Consider the following 16944-nt stretch of genomic DNA (forward strand, 5'->3'; position numbering starts at 1 on the left):
ACCTATCGCTTGTATATCTCTGATTGACCCACAATGACGCTGACTGAATTGAAATACATCGTCGCGGTCGCGCGCGAACGGCATTTCGGCCGCGCGGCCGAAGCATGCTTCGTGAGCCAGCCGACGCTGTCGGTGGCGATCAAGAAGCTCGAAGACGAGCTCAACGTGCAGATTTTCGAGCGCGGCGCGAGTGAAGTGAGCGTGACGCCGATCGGTGACCAGATCGTCACGCAGGCGCAGCGCGTGCTCGAGCAGACCTTCGCGATCAAGGAGATCGCGAAGCAGGGCAAGGATCCGCTGGTCGGCCCGTTCCGCCTTGGCGTGATCTACACGATCGGGCCCTATCTGCTGCCGACGCTCGTCAAGCAGATGATCCAGCGCGTCCCGCAGATGCCGCTGATGCTGCAGGAAAACTACACGCTGAAGCTGCTCGAACTGCTGAAGCAGGGCGAGATCGACGCCGCGATCATGGCGCTGCCGTTTCCGGAAACCGGCCTGATGGTGCGCCCGCTGTACGACGAACCGTTCGTCGTCGCGCTGCCTGCCGGCCATCCGTGGGAGAAGCGCGAGGAAATCGACGCCGAGGATCTCAAGCAGGAAACCATGCTGCTGCTCGGCAACGGCCACTGCTTCCGCGATCACGTGCTCGGCGTGTGCCCGGAGCTGATGCGCTTCTCGCAGACCGCCGACGGCATCCAGAAGACCTTCGAGGGCTCGTCGCTCGAGACGATCCGCCACATGGTTGCAAGCGGCGTCGGCATCACCGTGCTGCCGCGCATGTCGGTCGCCGAGGTCGGCCCGCGCGCGAACGGCCCCGACGCCGAACTCCTGTCGTACGTGCCGTTCAACGAGCCGGTGCCCGACCGCCGCGTGGTGCTCGTGTGGCGCAAGAGCTTCACGCGGATGCCCGCGATCGACGCGATCAGCGACGCGATTGCCGCGTGCGAACTGCCGGGCGTCGCGAAGCTCGACATGCCGGCGACGATGAACTGAGCACGCAGCAGCATGCGCGTGTGGCAGCACGATGAACGGGGTCTTGCGACCCCGTTTATTTTTCTCTATCGCATAGATGAAATTAATCAAATTTAAATAAACGATAGCTGAATATAGAATCTTCTACATGGATCGGCGTCGTGTCGACGACGGGTCCGCATGTCGAATGCAAGCGCCAAAGGAGGATGTCATGATGCGGTCGGTATTGCAGCACGCGCAGCGGAACATCCCGTCGCGCGACGCGGTCGTACATCGCGCCAGGGCGGCGGTTCGCAGCCTGCGTCCGATTGCGTTCGCGTACCTGGCGGACCGTGTGTATGGTGGCTGAACGCCGCCGCGCGCCGGTTCAGTGTTCCCCCGATTCACCTGCCGTCAAGCCATGAGGGAGCATCGCATGTCTGAAAGCTGGAATACCGCCCGCAGCGCCGGCACGACGCCTGCCGGCAGCCGGTTCCCCGAGCGCCCCGCCTGCGGCACATCGCAGCGGGCGCGCGCGCCACAGGTCTCGCACGACATCCCGTAGTACGACAGGAGGACCAACCTGTTCCGTTTCCCATCCCCGCAATGACACTCCACCCACCGCACCCGGCATGCCGCCGGAGCGAACGAGTGGAGTCATACGAGCAAGCCAAGGAGAAATCGCATGTCGAACGAAACGAAGTGCCCGTTCAACCACACCGCTGGTGGCGGCACGACGAACAAGGACTGGTGGCCGAATCAGCTTAACCTGAACATCCTGCACCGGCATTCGGCGCTGTCCGATCCGATGGACAAGGATTTCGACTACGCCGAAGCGTTCAAGAAGCTGGACCTTGCGGCGGTGAAGAAGGACCTGCACGCGCTGATGACGGCGTCGCAGGACTGGTGGCCGGCCGACTTCGGCCACTACGGCGGCCTGTTCGTCCGCATGGCCTGGCACAGCGCCGGCACGTACCGCACGGCCGACGGCCGCGGCGGCGCGGGCGGCGGGCAGCAGCGCTTCGCGCCGCTCAACAGCTGGCCGGACAACGTGAGCCTCGACAAGGCGCGCCGGCTGCTGTGGCCGATCAAGCAGAAATACGGCCGCAACATCTCGTGGGCCGACCTGCTGATCCTGACCGGCAACGTCGCGCTCGAATCGATGGGCTTCAAGACCTTCGGCTATGCCGGCGGCCGCGTCGATACGTGGGAACCGGACGACGTGTACTGGGGCTCGGAAAAGATCTGGCTGGAACTGAGCGGTGGCCCGAACAGCCGCTACTCGGGCAAGCGCGACCTCGAAAGCCCGCTCGCCGCGGTGCAGATGGGCCTCATCTACGTGAACCCGGAAGGCCCGGACGGCACCCCCGACCCGGTTGCTGCCGCGCATGACATCCGCGAGACGTTCGCGCGCATGGCGATGAACGACGAAGAGACGGTCGCGCTGATCGCGGGCGGCCACACGTTCGGCAAGACGCACGGCGCCGGTCCGGCCTCGAACGTCGGCGCCGAGCCGGAAGCCGCGGGTCTCGAAGAGCAGGGGCTCGGCTGGAAGAGCACGTTCGGCACGGGCAAGGGCAAGGATGCCATCACGAGCGGCCTCGAAGTCACGTGGACGTCGACGCCGACGCAGTGGAGCAACGACTTCTTCAAGCACCTGTTCAGCTACGAATGGGAGCTCACGAAGAGCCCGGCCGGCGCGCACCAGTGGGTCGCGAAGGACGCTGGCGACGTGATTCCGGATGCATTCGACGCGTCGAAGAAGCATCGCCCGACGATGCTGACGACCGACCTGTCGCTGCGTTTCGATCCGGCCTACGAGAAGATTTCGCGCCGCTTCTACGAGAACCCGGCCGAGTTCGCCGATGCGTTCGCACGCGCCTGGTTCAAGCTCACGCACCGCGACATGGGCCCGCGTGCCCGCTATCTCGGCCCGGACGTACCGGCAGAGCATCTGCTGTGGCAGGACCCGATTCCGGCCGTCGACCACAAGCTGATCGACGATGCCGACGTCGCGGCGCTGAAGGCGAAGGTGCTCGCATCGGGCCTGTCGGTGTCGCAGCTCGTGTCGACCGCATGGGCGTCGGCTGCGACGTTCCGCGGTTCGGACAAGCGCGGTGGCGCGAACGGTGCGCGTATCCGCCTGGCGCCGCAGAAGGACTGGGAAGTGAACCGTCCGGCTGAACTGGCGAAGGTGCTTGCGACGCTCGAAGGCGTGCAAAAGGCGTTCAACGACGCGCAGACGGGCGGCAAGAAGGTGTCGCTCGCCGACCTGATCGTGCTGGCCGGTGCGGCCGGCGTCGAGCAGGCAGCGAAGAACGCGGGCGTCGCGGTGACTGTGCCGTTCGCACCGGGCCGTGCGGATGCAACGCAGGAAGAGACCGATATCGAAGCGATGGCCGTGCTCGAGCCGGTCGCGGATGGTTTCCGCAACTTCCTGAAGCACGCGTACCAGACGCCGGCCGAGGCGCTGCTGGTCGACAAGGCGCAACTGCTGACGCTGACCGCGCCCGAGATGACGGCGCTTGTCGGTGGCCTGCGCGTGCTGGGTGCGAACGCCGGCGATGCGAAGCAGGGCGTGTTCACCGACCGTCCGGAAGCGCTGACGAACGACTTCTTCGTGAACCTGCTGGACATGGGCACGGAATGGAAGCCGGTGTCGGCCGCGAACGACGTGTTCGAAGGGCGCGATCGTGCGACGGGCCAGGTCAAGTGGACGGGCTCGCGCGTCGACCTGATCTTCGGCTCGCATGCGCAGCTGCGTGCGCTGGCCGAGGTGTATGGCAGCGCCGATGCGAAGGAGAAGTTCGCGCACGACTTCGTCGCGGCCTGGAACAAGGTAATGAACCTCGACCGCTTCGACCTCGCGTAAGCATCGCCGTGCAGTAGGGCAGTGAGGCAGTAACGGGAAACGGCCGGTCGCCCGACCGGCCGTTTCTTCCAGACCCTGAGTTTCGTTGAAGGAGTGACGATCATGACGCAAATGATGCTGAACATGCGCGCCGTACTGGCGTCGCCGGCCGAGATCGCGCGGTACGCAGTCGGATTCGCGATCGTCATCGGCGGTGCGGCCGAACTGGCGTCGCAGGCGGTGCACGCGATCGCGGCTGCCTGAGCGCGGCGTTTCACGCGCCACGTATCGTGGCGAGCCGTGCGTGCGGGTGGTGCGGTAACTGTGGTATCTGTAGGCAGGTAGTCCGATTCGCTTTCATTGCTCTGGCTCATTGAATAAGGAGTCCGGAATATGTCCGGGAAGACTCACGCGGCCCGGATCAATATCGGCATCAGCGACAAGGCCCGCAAGAAGATCGCGGAAGGCCGGCTGACGCCTGCGCATGCCGACTCCGGCCCTGATTGATCCGCACGCATCGGGCCGCACCCAGGCCGATCCGCCAGACGGATCCGCGCGTGTGTCGGCTCTGTCCCTTGATTGGTGCGATTCGCGGCTCGGCCAGGTGCGGCGAGCGCTGGCAGCGCGCCGGCGTTCGGCTGCTACCGCCCGCGAGCCGCGCCGACATGACGCGAAGCACCGCTCGGCTCTAAAATGCCGGGGTTATCTTCCCGGTGCTTCGCCATGCTTGCCCGCTTTCCCCTGTATCTGCGGCTCGTCCGGATGGACAAGCCGATCGGCAGCCTGCTGCTGCTGTGGCCGACGCTCAACGCGCTGTGGATTGCGTCCGACGGCCACCCGCGCTGGCCGCTGCTCGTGATCTTCTCGCTCGGCACGCTGCTGATGCGTTCGGCCGGCTGCGCGATGAACGACTACGCCGACCGCGATTTCGACCGCCACGTGAAGCGCACAGCCGACCGGCCGCTGACGTCGGGCAAGATCCGCGCGTGGGAAGCCATCGCGATCGCGGTCGGGCTCGCATTCGTCTCGTTCCTGCTGATCCTGCCGCTCAACACGCTGACGAAGCAGCTGTCCGTCGTCGCACTGTTCGTCGCGGGATCGTATCCGTTCATGAAGCGCTTCTTCGCGATTCCGCAGGCGTATCTGGGCATCGCGTTCGGCTTCGGCATCCCGATGGCGTTCGCGGCCGTGCAGGACACGGTGCCGACGATCGCGTGGGTGATGCTGATCGCGAACATTTTCTGGTCGGTCGCGTACGACACCGAATACGCGATGGTCGATCGCGACGACGATATCAAGATCGGCATCCGTACGTCCGCGCTGACGTTCGGCCGCTTCGACGTCGCGGCCGTCATGCTGTGCTACGCGGTGACGCTCGGCATCTACGTATGGATCGGCGTGACGCTCGGTTTCGGCCTCGCGTACTGGGCCGGCTGGGCGGCGGCGGTCGGCTGCGCGCTGTATCACTACACACTGATCAAGGACCGCGAGCGGATGCCGTGTTTCGCGGCATTCCGGCACAACAACTGGCTCGGCGGCGTGCTGTTCGCGGGGATTGCCGCGCATTACCTGCTGGCTGGGAGCTGAGCGTCCCGATCTGTCCGCCGGCGTCATGTCGTGCGGATCGCGGCAACAAAAAAAGCGGCCTGGGCCGCTTTTTTTGTTGGTTGAGCAAGGCAAAGGGGGCGGCCCGTGCGGCGCAGAGCGCACCGGGCCGGCACCGCCCCGGCGCGCTTACGCGCGGCCGAGCTCGTCGCCCATTTCCTTCGCGCGTGCCTCGGCTGCAAGCGCGCCGCGCACGATCGCATCCTTCACGCCTTGCGCGTCGAACGACGCGAGCGCGGCGGCCGTCGTGCCGCCCTTCGACGTCACGCGTTCGCGCAGCACGCTCGCGGGCTCGCCCGATTGCGCGGCGAGTTGTGCGGCGCCCGTGAACGTCGCGACCGCGAGTGCGCGCCCCTGTTCGTCGTTCATGCCGAGCTGGCGCGCGGCTTCCTGCAGCGCTTCGATGAAATAGAACACGTACGCGGGGCCGCTGCCCGAGATCGCGGTGACGGCGTCGAGCTTCGACTCGTCGTCGAACCACACGATCTCGCCGACCGCGCCGAGCACGTTCGATGCGAGTTCGCGGCCCGCCGCGTCGACGCCCGGCAGCGCGGTGAGGCCCGTCACGCCCATGCCGACGAGCGCGGGCGTGTTCGGCATCGTGCGCACGATGCGGTCGTAGCCGCCGAGCCAGCGCGCGAGGTCCGTGCCGCGAATGCCGGCCGCGATGCTGATCACGAGCTGCGACTTCAGGTGCGGCGCGAGCGCCTGCGCGACGTCCTTCAGCACCTGCGGCTTCACCGCGAGCACGACCGCGTCGTAGTCGGCGAGCGTCGCGTCGATGGCCGCGCCGGTGTGCACGCCGAACTGCTGGGCGGCGCGCGCGCGCACCTCTTCGTTGACGTCGATGGCATACAGGCCGTCAGCGGCAACGCCGCGCTTGATCAGGCCGCCGATCAGGGCCGCGGCCATGTTGCCGCCGCCGATGAATGCGATTTTCATGATGTCCGAATGAGCGAGTGAGTGAACGGTAGGGCGTAAGGGAGGCGGCGTTTAGTGCGAGTAATCGCGCGCGCCGAAGATCGCGGTGCCGACGCGCACGATCGTCGCGCCTTCGAGCACCGCCGCGTCGAGATCGGCGGACATGCCCATCGACAATGTGTCGAGCGGCAGGCCGTCGGCGCGCAACGTGTCGAACAGCGCGCGCAGCGCACGATGCGGTGCGCGTTGCGCTTCGGTGTCGCCGGCCGGTTCGGGAATCGCCATCAGGCCGCGCAGCCGCAGCGACGGCAGCGCGGCGACCGCGCGCGCAACCTCGGCCACGTCGCCCGGTGCAACGCCGCTCTTCGACGCCTCGCCGCTGATGTTCACCTGCACGCACACATTGAGCGGCGGCAGGTGCGCGGGGCGCTGTTCCGACAGGCGTTGCGCGATCTTCAGCCGGTCGACCGAATGGACCCAGTCGAAGCGTTCGGCAACCGGGCGCGTCTTGTTCGATTGCAGCGGCCCGATGAAATGCCATTCGAGGTCCGCGCGCAGGTCGGCGAGCGCATCGATCTTGTCGATCGATTCCTGCACGTAGTTTTCGCCGAAGGCACGCTGCCCGGCCGCATGCGCGGCGCGCACGTCGTCGGCGGGAAACGTTTTGGACACGGCGAGCAGCGACACGGTGGCGGGATCGCGGCCGGCCGCACGGGCGGCGTCGGCGATGCGCTGATGAACGGATTCGAGACGGGCGGCGAGATCGGACATGACGGGCACGGAAGCAGGCACGGAAGCAGGCATGGTGTGGATGCGCCGCGGCACGCGACGCATCGATCCGCCCATTATACGGACGCCGCGCGCGAGGCCCGGCGCCCATCCGTCATTCGCATGAACCGGCCCTAGCCGTACAGCAGATGCTCGACGAGCTGGATCCAGTGGGCGACCGGAATCTGCGTGCCGCTCTGCAGGTGCGCGATGCAGCCGACGTTGCCGGAGACGATCATCTGCGGTTCGAGCGCCTGCAGCTTCAGCAGCTTCTGCTTGCGCAACCGGTACGACAGCGACGGCTGCGTCAGCGAATAGGTGCCGGCCGACCCGCAGCACAGATGGCTGTCGGCCGGCAGCCGCACGTCGATGCCGAGCGTCTCCAGCAGGCGTTCGACCTTGCCGCGCGACTGCTGGCCGTGTTGCAGCGTGCACGGCGGGTGGTACGCGACCGTATGGATCGCACGGCGCCGCGCGAGCGTCGCGAGTTCGGCCTCGAACGCGAGCAGCACGTCGGAGATGTCGCGCGTGAGCGACACGATGCGCTGCGCCTTCTCCGCGTAGGCCGGGTCGTCGCGCAGCAGGTGCGCGTATTCGAGCACCGTGGCGCCACAGCCCGACGCGTTCATCACGATCGCCTCGACGCCCTGTTCGACATGGGGCCACCATGCGTCGATGTTGCGGCGCGCGTCGTCGAGCGCTTCGTCGTGATAGTTCAGGTGCAGGCGGATCGCGCCGCAGCAGCCCGCGTCGGGCGAGACGACCGTCTCGATGCCGAGCGCGTCCAGCACGCGCGCGGTCGCGATGTTGATGTTCGGCAGCATCGAAGGCTGCACGCAGCCGCCGAGCATCAACATCTTGCGCGTATGGGTGAGGTGCGGCCATTCGAGCAGCCGCGTGCGCGGCGGCACCTTGTCGCGCAGCCGCTTCGGCAGCAGCGGCCGCACGTGCTGGCCGAGCCGCATCACCGGCGAGAACAGCGCCTCGTTCGGCACGAGGCTCGCGAGCAGGCGGCGCACGAGACGCTGCTGCACCGGGCGCTGCACCTGCGCCTCGACATGCTTGCGGCCGATCTCCACGAGCCGGCCGTACTGGACGCCGGACGGGCAGGTCGTCTCGCAGCTGCGGCACGTGAGGCAGCGGTCGAGGTGCTGCTGCGTGCTGCGCGTGACGGGCGCGCCTTCGACCATCTGCTTGATCAGGTAGATACGGCCGCGCGGGCCGTCGAGTTCGTCGCCGAGCAACTGGTAGGTCGGGCAGGTCGCGGTACAAAACCCGCAATGCACGCACTTGCGCAATATCGCGTCGGCCTCGTCGCCGTCGGGCGTATTGCGGATGAAATCGGCGAGGTTCGTTTGCATCGAGCCCTCAGAGATCGGGGTAGAGCCGGCCGCGGTTGAAGATGCGCGCGGGATCGAACGCGGCCTTCAGCCCGCGGTGGATTTTCATCATCGGGGCGGGGAGCGGCGTGAACACGCCCGCGCTGCGGTCGTATGCGTCGCCCGAGCGGAACAGCGTCGCGTGGCCGCCGGCCTGCTTCGCGCTCATTCGCACGGTCTGCGCGTCGGCGTCGGTGATCCACCAGCGCTGCGCGCCACCCCATTCCATCAGCTGGGTGCCGGGCAGGTGCATCGGTTCGGTGATCGACGGCAGCGCGAGACGCCAAAGCGCATAGCCGGGCGGGATGCCGTTGAAGAACGGGTCGGTATGCTCGCGCAGGCCTGCCCAGAAGCGCTCGGCCTCGACCGCGTCGACGACTTCGCCGCCGAGCAGCGTCTTCGCGGATTTCACGGCCGCTTCGGCACCCGACAGGCGCAGCACGAGCGTGCCGTTGCGCCACCCGCTCGCGCTGACGGGCAGCGGATGGCCGCCCCATTCGTTGAGCTTGCGCACCGCGTCGGTCGCGGTCATCTCGAACTTCAGCGTGACTTCGGCGACGGGCATCGGCAGGACCTTGATCGACAGGTCGAGCATCAGCCCGAGCGTGCCGAGCGCGCCGGCCATCAGGCGCGACACGTCGTATCCCGCGACGTTCTTCACGACCTGCCCGCCGAAACGCAGCATTTCGCCGCGGCCGTTCATCAGTGTGACGCCGAGCACGAAATCGCGCGGTGCGCCGCAGGTGGCACGCCGCGGGCCCGCGAGGCCGGCCGCGACGCAGCCGCCGACGGTGGCCGAGCGGCCGAAGTGCGGCGGCTCGAACGGCAGCATCTGGCCGCACTCGGCGAGGACGGTTTCAAGCTGCGCGAGCGGCGTGCCCGCGCGGACCGTGACGACGAGTTCGGCCGGGTCGTACGACACGACGCCCTGAAACGCGCGTGTGTCGAGTATTTCGCCCTCGAGCGCCTGGCCGTACCAGTCCTTGGTGCCGCCGCCGCGAATCCGCAGCGGCCGGCCGTCGGCACTGGCGGCGCGAATGCGCTCGGCCCATCCGGCGACGATGTCGTCCTCTTCCATGTTCTGTTGCTGCCTCGACTTGTTGTTCGGTCGATTGTACCGGGGTGGCGCGATTCCACATCGCGACTATCCCTAAGCCCGGTATTGCAGGCCGCATGCCTGAGCCTTCGCGCGAACGGGCCACTCGGGCGCGGCCGTCCACCGCGACCCGGCTGCCGGCACGGGCCGCGTACCGCGCGCGACGCTCAGAAACGCGGCAGGTCGGGGTGCGGCAGCAGCCCGCCGCGCACGTGCTGGCGACCGTACTCGGCGCAGCGCGCACGGGTCGGGATGCCCTTGTCCGGGTTCAGCAGCCCCGCCGGATCGAACGCGCGCTTGACCGCGAAGAACGCATCGCGCTCCTGCGGCGAGAACTGTACGCACATCGAATTGAGCTTCTCGATGCCGACGCCGTGCTCGCCCGTCACGCTGCCGCCGAATTCCACGCAGCATTCGAGGATCTCCGCGCCGAACTGCTCGGCGCGGTGCAGTTCGTCCGGATCGTTCGCGTTGTACAGGATCAGCGGATGCATGTTGCCGTCGCCCGCGTGGAACACGTTGATGCAGCGCAGCCCGTAGCGCGTTTCGAGCTGTTCGATGCGCGCGAGCAGCGGGCCGATCGCGCGGCGCGGCACGGTGCCGTCCATGCAGTAGTAGTCGGCGGAAATCCGGCCGGCGGCCGGGAACGCATTCTTGCGGCCCGACCAGAAGCGAAGCCGCTCGTGTTCGTTGCGCGATACCTGGATGCGTGTCGCGCCATGCTCGCGCAGCACGGCCGTCATCCGCACGATCTCTTCCGCGACTTCTTCCGGCGTACCGTCCGATTCGCACAGCAGGATCGCCTTCGCCTCGAGGTCGTAGCCCGCGTGCGTGAACGCCTCGACGGCCTGCGTGGCCGGCTTGTCCATCATTTCGAGCCCGGCCGGGATGATCCCCGACGCGATGATCGCCGCGACGGCCTCGCCGCCCTTGACGACGTCGTCGAAGCTCGCCATCACGAGCTGGGCCGTTTGCGGTTTCGGGATCAGTTTCACCGTGACTTCGGTGACGATCGCGAACATCCCTTCGCTGCCGATCATCACGGCGAGCAGGTCGAGGCCCGGCATGTCGAGCGCGAGCGAGCCGAATTCGACGATCTCGCCGTCGATCGTCACCGCGCGCACGCGCATCACGTTGTGCACGGTCAGCCCGTATTTCAGGCAGTGGACGCCGCCGGAATTTTCCGCGACGTTGCCGCCGATCGTGCACGCGATCTGCGACGACGGATCGGGTGCGTAATACAGGCCGTACGGCGCGGCGGCTTCCGAGATCGCGAGGTTGCGCACGCCGGGCTGCACGGTCGCCGTGCGCGCGTAAGGATCGACTTCGACGATGCGCGTGAAGCGCGCCAGCGACAGCACGACGCCGAGCGCGATCGGCAACGCACCGCCCGACAGGCTCGTGCCCGCGCCGCGCGGCACGATCGGCACTTCCATGCGGCGGCAGATCTGCACGATCCGCTGTACCTGCGATTCCGTTTCGGGCAGCGCGACCGCGAGCGGCAGGCGGCGGTACGCGGACAGGCCGTCGCATTCGTACGGCGCCGTGTCTTCGTCGCGGTACAGCAGGCAGTGCGTCGGCAGCACGGCCATCAGCGCCTGCACGACTTCACGCTGGCGCTGCGCGCGTGCCGCGCTCGACAGTTCGACGGGAGCGTTCATTGGGTCTCCTGCAGCAGGCGGCGCGACGTCGCGCCGCCGTGTCAGCACGTGAAAATCTTGCCCGGATTCATCAGGTTGCGCGGATCGAGCGCGAGCTTGATCGCACGCATCGTATCGATCGCGTTGTCGCCGTGCTCCTTCGGCAGGAAGCGCATCTTGTGCAGCCCGACGCCGTGCTCGCCCGTGCAGGTGCCGCCGAGGCGCAGCGCGCGCTCGACGATCCGGTCGTTGATGTGCTCGGCTTCGGCGATTTCTTCCGGCTTGTCGGGGTCGATCAGGATCGCGACGTGGAAGTTGCCGTCGCCGACGTGGCCGACGATCGGGCAGGGCAGCGACGACGCGCGCAGGTCGACTTCGGTTTCCTCGACGCACGCGGCGAGCTGCGAGATCGGCACGCACACGTCGGTCGTCACCGCGCGGCAGCCGGGTTTCAACTGCAGCATCGCGAAATACGCGTTGTGGCGGGCGGCCCAGAGCCGGCTGCGATCCTCGGGGCGGGTCGCCCATTCGAAGCCCTGGCCGTTGTTCTGGCCGGCGAGCGCCTGCACGAGCTCGGCCTGTTCCTTCACGCCGGCCTCGGTGCCGTGGAATTCGAAGAACAGCGTCGGCGCTTCGGTCAGCGTCAGGTTCGAATGGCGGTTGATCGAACGCACCGCGAGCGCATCGACGAATTCGACGCGCGCGATCGGCACGCCGATCTGGATCGTCTCGATCACGGTGCGCACCGCGTCGCCCATCGACGGGAACGTGCAGATCGCGGCGGATACGGCTTCGGGCAGCGGATGCAGGCGCAGCGTGATTTCCGTGATCACGCCGAGCGTGCCTTCGGAGCCGACGAACAGGCGCGTGAGGTCGTAGCCGGCCGACGACTTGCGGGCGCGCGAGCCGGTTTTCACCACGCGGCCGTCGGCGAGCACGGCGGTCAGGCCGAGCACGTTCTCGCGCATCGTGCCGTAGCGCACGGCGTTGGTGCCCGATGCGCGCGTTGCGGTCATCCCGCCGATGCTCGCGTCGGCGCCCGGGTCGATCGGGAAGAACAGGCCGGTGTCGCGCAATGCTTCGTTGAGCGCCTTGCGCGTGATGCCCGGCTCGACCGTCACGGTCAGGTCTTCCGCGTTGATCGACAGCACGCGGTTCATTTCCGACAGGTCGAGCGAGACACCGCCGCGTACCGCGAGCAGATGGCCTTCGAGCGACGAGCCGGCGCCGTACGGGATCAGCGGGACGCTGTACAGCGAGCATAGCGACACGACTTCGCGCACGTCGTCCGCGCTGTGTGCGAACACGACGGCGTCGGGCAGTTGCGGGTCGAACGGCGATTCGTCGCGGCCGTGGTGGGCGCGGACGGCTTCAGCAGTCGACACGCGCTCGCCGAAGGCGGCGCGCAGCGCATCGAGCATGGCGGGGGGAAGGGGGCGGCGCGTGGCGGCCGGCTGGGCAGGGTGATTCACGTACGTCTCCTTGTCGATCCCGGTGAGCGCGTTGGCGCCGGCCCGGCTCCCGTGCTGCAGGGTTTCGGCCCATTCTACGCTGTAACGCCCGCTGCGCCCGCCTCCGCGGGCTGCGATAATCGCGGTCGAACACAACCGGGCCGCGTCGCGGCCGCGCACGAGAGGACATTCGCATGGGCAACCGCTTGAGCAAGATCGCCACGCGCACGGGCGACGATGGCACCACCGGACTCGGCGACGGCCGGCGCATCGGCAAGGACGACACGCGGATCGCCGCGATCGGCGACGTCGACGAACTGAACTCGAACCTCGGCGTGCTGCTCGCCGAAACGTTGCCGGACGAGATCCGCTCGGCGCTCGTGACGATCCAGCACGACCTGTTCGATCTCGGCGGCGAATTGTGCATTCCCGGCCATACCGTGCTCGACGACACGCATCTCGCGCGTCTCGACCGGTGGCTCGCCGACTACAACGCGACGCTGCCGCCGCTGAAGGAATTCATCCTGCCGGCCGGCTCGCGCGCGGCGTCGCTCGCGCACGTGTGTCGAACCGTGTGCCGCCGCGCGGAGCGCTCGATCGTCGCGCTCGGGCGCACCGAGACACTCAACGATGCGCCGCGGCGCTACGTGAACCGGCTGTCGGACCTGCTGTTCGTGCTGGCGCGCGTGCTGAACCGCACCGACGGCGGCTCGGACGTGCTGTGGGAGCGCGGCCGGGTCCGCTGACGTTTTGCCCCTTTTCCGCACTGCGACAATTTGCCCAAGGGGCATCCATTTTTAAAGATGTATCGTATGTGCATGTTTAACGGAGAACGAACATGACCCACATCACCGCTGACCAGATGGCTCGCGTGAAGGCCACTGCCCCTGTCCTCGCCGTGCACGGCGCGACGATCACGAAGCACTTCTACCAGCGCATGTTCGCGCGCCATCCGGAACTGAAGAACCTGTTCAACCAGACGCACCAGAAGACGGGCAGCCAGCCGGAAACGCTCGCGAAGGCCGTCTACGCGTATGCGGCGAACATCGACAATCTCGGCGCGCTGGGCGGCGCAGTGACCAAGATCGCGCACAAGCACGCGAGCCTGAACATCCGCCCCGAGCATTACCCGATCGTCGGCGAGAACCTGCTCGCGTCGATCGTCGAAGTGCTGGGCGACGCGGTCGATGCAGAAACGCTCGAGGCCTGGCGCGTCGCGTACGGCCAGCTCGCGCAGATCCTGATCGGCGTCGAGGCCGACCTGTACGCGGGCGCCGCGTGGAGCGGGTTCCGCCCGTTCAAGGTCGAGCGCAAGGTGCGCGAAAGCGACGAGATCACGTCGTTCTACCTGACGCCGGCCGACGGCGGCGCGGCGCCGACGTTCGAGCCCGGCCAGTACATCACGGTGAAGCGCTTCGTCGGTGATCTCGGCGTCGACCAGCCGCGCCAGTACAGCCTGTCCGACGCGCCGCACGGCAAGTGGCTGCGCATCTCGGTGAAGCGCGAGGCCGGCAAGCCGGAAGTCATTCCGGCCGGCAAGGTGTCGACGCTGATGCACGACGGTGTGGAGGAGGGGGCGATCGTCGAGGTGACCGCGCCGATGGGCGAATTCTCGCTGAAGCGTGGCGTCGAGACGCCGGTGGTGCTGATCTCCGGCGGTGTCGGCATCACGCCGATGATGTCGATGGCGTCGACGTTGATCGCCGAGGGCAGCCAGCGCGAAGTGCGGTTCGTCCACGCGTGCCGCTCGGGCGCGGTGCATGCGTTCCGCGACTGGCTGAACGATACGGTGCGCGACCATGCGAACGTCAAGCGCACGGTGCTGTACGAACTGGTCGGCCCGAACGATCGCGCCGGCATCGACTACGACCTGGAAGGGCGCCTCACGCCGGAACGCGTGCAGCAATACGCGCTGGTGCCGGATGCCGATTACTACATCTGCGGCCCGATCGGGTTCATGAAGGCGCAGCGTGACGCGCTCGTCGCACTCGGCGTCGCGCCGGAACGCGTGAACACCGAAATCTTTGGTTCGGGCGCGCTCGAGTGATGCACGGGAGGATTGCCTCCGGCCAATGAAAAAGCCCGGCGTGAGCCGGGCTTTTTTGTTGCGTGCATACGGCGTCAGGCGCGCAGCATCAGCGTGGCATGATAGCGCCACACTTTCGGATCGGCGCTGACGAGCGGCATGCCTTCATGGAGCGCCTGCGCGACCATCACGCGGTCGAACGGATCGGCATGATCCGGAAAATCGGGCAACGCAGCGACGCCTTCGACGTGATCGCTGCTGATCGGCAACTCGGCAAAACCTGCGAGCCGGAACGCCGAGCGTGCATCGCGCGGATGAACGGGCAGATTGCCTTTGCGGTATTTGATCGCAATTTCCCAGATGGATGCGGCGCTGACGTACAGCGTGTTTTCGGGATGCTCGATCAACGCGGCCGCGGTCGCCGAAAGTTGAGGCGCGCCTTCAGCCGCCCATAGCGCGATGTGAGTATCGAGCAGAAGCTTCACGGTGCGAGCCCCTGTTCCGAACTGGCGTCGAAGTCGGTGGCGATCGATTCGTCACCGGCATTGAACGCCTCGATGGTTGTCGGGATGTTCAGCCCGGCAAGCAACTGACGCGCGGCGCCGATCCGCTTCGGCGCCGCGTAAGGAACGATTCGCGCAACCGGATGACCATTGCGGGCGATCACGACTTCCGACTCGCGCCCCAATTCAAGCGCTTCGACGAGGCTTGAGAGCCGCGACTTGGCATCGTGCATGTTGACGGTCGGCATCGTCACTCCGATGGTTAGCTAGATAACGTTAGCTAGTCTAGCAGAGCGAGATGACGACCGCACGCTGGCCGCATGGCCAACCCGCCGGCAGGCGGGGCATGCGGCCAGCCCGTTTGCTCCGTCAGTTCCCGCTGCCGCGTGTGACGCGGCGCGCCTTCACCGATTCCGCGAGGCCTTCGAGCACCTTCACGCTGTCGTCCCACGCGATGCACGCATCGGTGATGCTCTGGCCGTAGATCAGCTCGCAGCCTTCCTTCAGGTCCTGGCGCCCCTCGACGAGATGCGATTCGATCATCACGCCGACGATGCGGGCGTCGCCGGCCGCGATCTGGCGGCCGATGTCGGCGCAGACGGGGATCTGGTTCTCGTGCTTCTTCGAGCTGTTCGCGTGGCTCGCGTCGATCATCAGGCGCGCGGCGAGGCCGGCCTTGCCGATGTCCGCGCACGCGGCGTTCACGCTGTCCGCGTCGTAGTTCGGTGCCTTGCCGCCGCGCAGGATCACGTGGCAGTCCTCGTTGCCGGCCGTCGACACGATCGCCGAATGGCCGCCCTTCGTCACCGACAGGAAATGGTGCGGCTGCGATGCGGCCTTGATCGCGTCGACCGCGATCTTCACGTTGCCGTCGGTGCCGTTCTTGAAGCCGACCGGGCACGACAGCCCCGACGCGAGCTCGCGGTGCACCTGCGATTCCGTCGTACGCGCGCCGATCGCGCCCCACGAGATCAGGTCGGCGATGTACTGCGGGCTGATCATGTCGAGGTATTCGGTCGCGGCCGGCAGGCCCATCTCGTTGATCTGCAGCAGCAACTCGCGCGCGGTGCGCAGCCCCTCGTTGATCTTGAAGCTGTTGTCGAGGTGCGGATCGTTGATGAGGCCCTTCCAGCCAACCGTCGTGCGTGGCTTCTCGAAGTACACGCGCATCACGATTTCCAGTTCGCCCTTGAAGCGCTCGCGCTCCTTCACCAGCCGGCCCGCGTACTCGATCGCCGCCTTCGTGTCATGGATCGAGCACGGCCCGACCACGACGATCAGCCGGTCGTCCATCCCGTGCAGGATGCGGTGCATCGACTGGCGCGAGTTGTAGATCAGCTCGGACGCGGCTTCGGAGCACGCGAATTCGCGGATCAGGTGGGCGGGCGGCGTCAGTTCCTTGAGTTCGCGAATGCGGACGTCGTCGGTGTTGTGCGGGGGCATGCTGTTTCTCCTTGGTTCCGGGCGCCGTTCGGTCAGTGCGAGTGGGCGTGCGGCAGATTCATCAATTCAAGCGATTCAGTGGTTTCGGTCGGGGCCGCGGGACCGCAGCGGCGGCGACCGGGTGGCGAAGGGCGAAAAAAAACCGCCGGGTTCGCCGGCGGTTTTTTCGGGAATTTCGGTTGCGCTTTACGCGCCATCAACCCTCTCGATCCGCCAGCGGTCTGAGATACCAAAAAAAGTAAAAGTAAAACTTGGCGGACATGACGGAGATTCGGTTCGTCAAAAAAGTTGATTCGGAATTTATACCCCG

Annotated in this window: 16 protein-coding genes; 7 read left to right on the plus strand and 9 right to left on the minus strand. The window is 66.9% G+C overall.

Annotated elements, in window-relative coordinates; genetic code table 11:
* Window positions 1-33: 33 nt before the first annotated feature.
* The 4 genes from BCEP18194_RS09165 (at window position 34) to ubiA (ending at window position 5389) form a co-directional block, all read left to right on the plus strand.
* Window positions 34-993: a hydrogen peroxide-inducible genes activator gene (locus BCEP18194_RS09165; RefSeq protein ID WP_011351000.1), complete on the plus strand. Its 960-nt coding sequence runs from the start codon at window positions 34-36 to the stop codon at window positions 991-993.
* Window positions 994-1636: 643 nt separating this feature from the next.
* A complete protein-coding gene (gene katG, locus BCEP18194_RS09170; RefSeq protein WP_011351001.1) occupies window positions 1637-3823 on the plus strand; it encodes a catalase/peroxidase HPI in 2187 nt (728 codons plus the stop codon).
* Between the two features lie 102 nt (window positions 3824-3925).
* Window positions 3926-4066: a hypothetical protein gene (locus tag BCEP18194_RS41610; protein ID WP_167316015.1), complete on the plus strand. Its 141-nt coding sequence runs from the start codon at window positions 3926-3928 to the stop codon at window positions 4064-4066.
* 459 nt (window positions 4067-4525) lie between these two features.
* Complete coding sequence (gene ubiA / locus BCEP18194_RS09175; RefSeq protein WP_011351002.1) at window positions 4526-5389, plus strand: 4-hydroxybenzoate octaprenyltransferase; 864 nt, start codon at window positions 4526-4528, stop codon at window positions 5387-5389.
* 147 nt (window positions 5390-5536) lie between these two features.
* Here the strand turns inward: ubiA and proC are convergent, their stop codons facing one another.
* From proC to BCEP18194_RS09205, 6 genes are all read right to left on the minus strand, one after another.
* A complete protein-coding gene (gene proC / locus BCEP18194_RS09180; protein WP_011351003.1) occupies window positions 5537-6349 on the minus strand; it encodes a pyrroline-5-carboxylate reductase in 813 nt (270 codons plus the stop codon).
* A gap of 51 nt (window positions 6350-6400) precedes the next feature.
* Window positions 6401-7099, minus strand: a complete 699-nt coding sequence (locus BCEP18194_RS09185) for a YggS family pyridoxal phosphate-dependent enzyme (RefSeq protein ID WP_041492743.1) — start codon at window positions 7097-7099, stop codon at window positions 6401-6403.
* A gap of 131 nt (window positions 7100-7230) precedes the next feature.
* Window positions 7231-8457 (minus strand): glycolate oxidase subunit GlcF, encoded by a 1227-nt coding sequence (glcF, locus tag BCEP18194_RS09190; RefSeq protein ID WP_011351005.1) that lies wholly within the window; start codon window positions 8455-8457, stop codon window positions 7231-7233.
* A gap of 7 nt (window positions 8458-8464) precedes the next feature.
* Complete coding sequence (gene glcE, locus BCEP18194_RS09195; RefSeq protein WP_011351006.1) at window positions 8465-9553, minus strand: glycolate oxidase subunit GlcE; 1089 nt, start codon at window positions 9551-9553, stop codon at window positions 8465-8467.
* Window positions 9554-9738: 185 nt separating this feature from the next.
* Complete coding sequence (locus BCEP18194_RS09200) at window positions 9739-11232, minus strand: FAD-linked oxidase C-terminal domain-containing protein (protein WP_011351007.1); 1494 nt, start codon at window positions 11230-11232, stop codon at window positions 9739-9741.
* Window positions 11233-11273: 41 nt separating this feature from the next.
* Window positions 11274-12683 carry an FAD-binding oxidoreductase gene (locus BCEP18194_RS09205; RefSeq protein ID WP_011351008.1) on the minus strand — a complete coding sequence of 470 codons (1410 nt, stop codon included), beginning with the start codon at window positions 12681-12683 and terminating at the stop codon, window positions 11274-11276.
* Window positions 12684-12856: 173 nt separating this feature from the next.
* On the opposite strand from BCEP18194_RS09205, the gene BCEP18194_RS09210 reads away from it, so the two are divergent.
* Complete coding sequence (locus BCEP18194_RS09210; protein WP_011351009.1) at window positions 12857-13408, plus strand: cob(I)yrinic acid a,c-diamide adenosyltransferase; 552 nt, start codon at window positions 12857-12859, stop codon at window positions 13406-13408.
* A gap of 92 nt (window positions 13409-13500) precedes the next feature.
* Window positions 13501-14709 carry an NO-inducible flavohemoprotein gene (gene hmpA, locus BCEP18194_RS09215; RefSeq protein WP_011351010.1) on the plus strand — a complete coding sequence of 403 codons (1209 nt, stop codon included), beginning with the start codon at window positions 13501-13503 and terminating at the stop codon, window positions 14707-14709.
* Between the two features lie 74 nt (window positions 14710-14783).
* On the opposite strand, the gene BCEP18194_RS09220 is transcribed toward hmpA, so the two are convergent.
* The 3 genes from BCEP18194_RS09220 to aroG form a co-directional block, all read right to left on the minus strand.
* On the minus strand, window positions 14784-15173 hold the full coding sequence (locus BCEP18194_RS09220; RefSeq protein WP_011351011.1) for a type II toxin-antitoxin system VapC family toxin: 390 nt from the start codon (window positions 15171-15173) through the stop codon (window positions 14784-14786).
* Entirely contained in the window at window positions 15170-15439 is a 270-nt protein-coding gene (locus BCEP18194_RS09225) for a type II toxin-antitoxin system Phd/YefM family antitoxin (RefSeq protein ID WP_011351012.1), read from the minus strand. Before BCEP18194_RS09225 ends, BCEP18194_RS09220 begins: the two co-directional genes overlap by 4 nt.
* A 121-nt stretch (window positions 15440-15560) precedes the next feature.
* Window positions 15561-16634 (minus strand): 3-deoxy-7-phosphoheptulonate synthase AroG, encoded by a 1074-nt coding sequence (gene aroG / locus BCEP18194_RS09230; RefSeq protein WP_011351013.1) that lies wholly within the window; start codon window positions 16632-16634, stop codon window positions 15561-15563.
* Between aroG and BCEP18194_RS41615 the strand changes: the two genes are divergently transcribed.
* On the plus strand, window positions 16633-16926 hold the full coding sequence (locus tag BCEP18194_RS41615) for a hypothetical protein (RefSeq protein WP_167316011.1): 294 nt from the start codon (window positions 16633-16635) through the stop codon (window positions 16924-16926). The genes aroG and BCEP18194_RS41615 overlap by 2 nt on opposite strands.
* Window positions 16927-16944 lie beyond the last annotated feature (18 nt).

Source organism: Burkholderia lata (assembly GCF_000012945.1).
In the GTDB taxonomy this organism is placed as follows: Bacteria; Pseudomonadota; Gammaproteobacteria; order Burkholderiales; family Burkholderiaceae; genus Burkholderia; species Burkholderia lata.

What these genes read in the sequence shown, in the direction of transcription:
- BCEP18194_RS09165 (WP_011351000.1), top strand. Translation starts at nt 34, where the DNA reads ATGACGCTGACTGAATTGAAATACATCGTCGCGGTCGCGCGCGAACGG.
- katG (WP_011351001.1), top strand. Translation starts at nt 1,637, where the DNA reads ATGTCGAACGAAACGAAGTGCCCGTTCAACCACACCGCTGGTGGCGGC.
- BCEP18194_RS41610 (WP_167316015.1), top strand. Translation starts at nt 3,926, where the DNA reads ATGACGCAAATGATGCTGAACATGCGCGCCGTACTGGCGTCGCCGGCC.
- ubiA (WP_011351002.1), top strand. Translation starts at nt 4,526, where the DNA reads ATGCTTGCCCGCTTTCCCCTGTATCTGCGGCTCGTCCGGATGGACAAG.
- proC (WP_011351003.1), bottom strand. Translation starts at nt 6,349, where the DNA reads ATGAAAATCGCATTCATCGGCGGCGGCAACATGGCCGCGGCCCTGATC.
- BCEP18194_RS09185 (WP_041492743.1), bottom strand. Translation starts at nt 7,099, where the DNA reads ATGTCCGATCTCGCCGCCCGTCTCGAATCCGTTCATCAGCGCATCGCC.
- glcF (WP_011351005.1), bottom strand. Translation starts at nt 8,457, where the DNA reads ATGCAAACGAACCTCGCCGATTTCATCCGCAATACGCCCGACGGCGAC.
- glcE (WP_011351006.1), bottom strand. Translation starts at nt 9,553, where the DNA reads ATGGAAGAGGACGACATCGTCGCCGGATGGGCCGAGCGCATTCGCGCC.
- BCEP18194_RS09200 (WP_011351007.1), bottom strand. Translation starts at nt 11,232, where the DNA reads ATGAACGCTCCCGTCGAACTGTCGAGCGCGGCACGCGCGCAGCGCCAG.
- BCEP18194_RS09210 (WP_011351009.1), top strand. Translation starts at nt 12,857, where the DNA reads ATGGGCAACCGCTTGAGCAAGATCGCCACGCGCACGGGCGACGATGGC.
- hmpA (WP_011351010.1), top strand. Translation starts at nt 13,501, where the DNA reads ATGACCCACATCACCGCTGACCAGATGGCTCGCGTGAAGGCCACTGCC.
- BCEP18194_RS09225 (WP_011351012.1), bottom strand. Translation starts at nt 15,439, where the DNA reads ATGCCGACCGTCAACATGCACGATGCCAAGTCGCGGCTCTCAAGCCTC.
- BCEP18194_RS41615 (WP_167316011.1), top strand. Translation starts at nt 16,633, where the DNA reads ATGCTGTTTCTCCTTGGTTCCGGGCGCCGTTCGGTCAGTGCGAGTGGG.
- aroG (WP_011351013.1), bottom strand. Translation starts at nt 16,634, where the DNA reads ATGCCCCCGCACAACACCGACGACGTCCGCATTCGCGAACTCAAGGAA.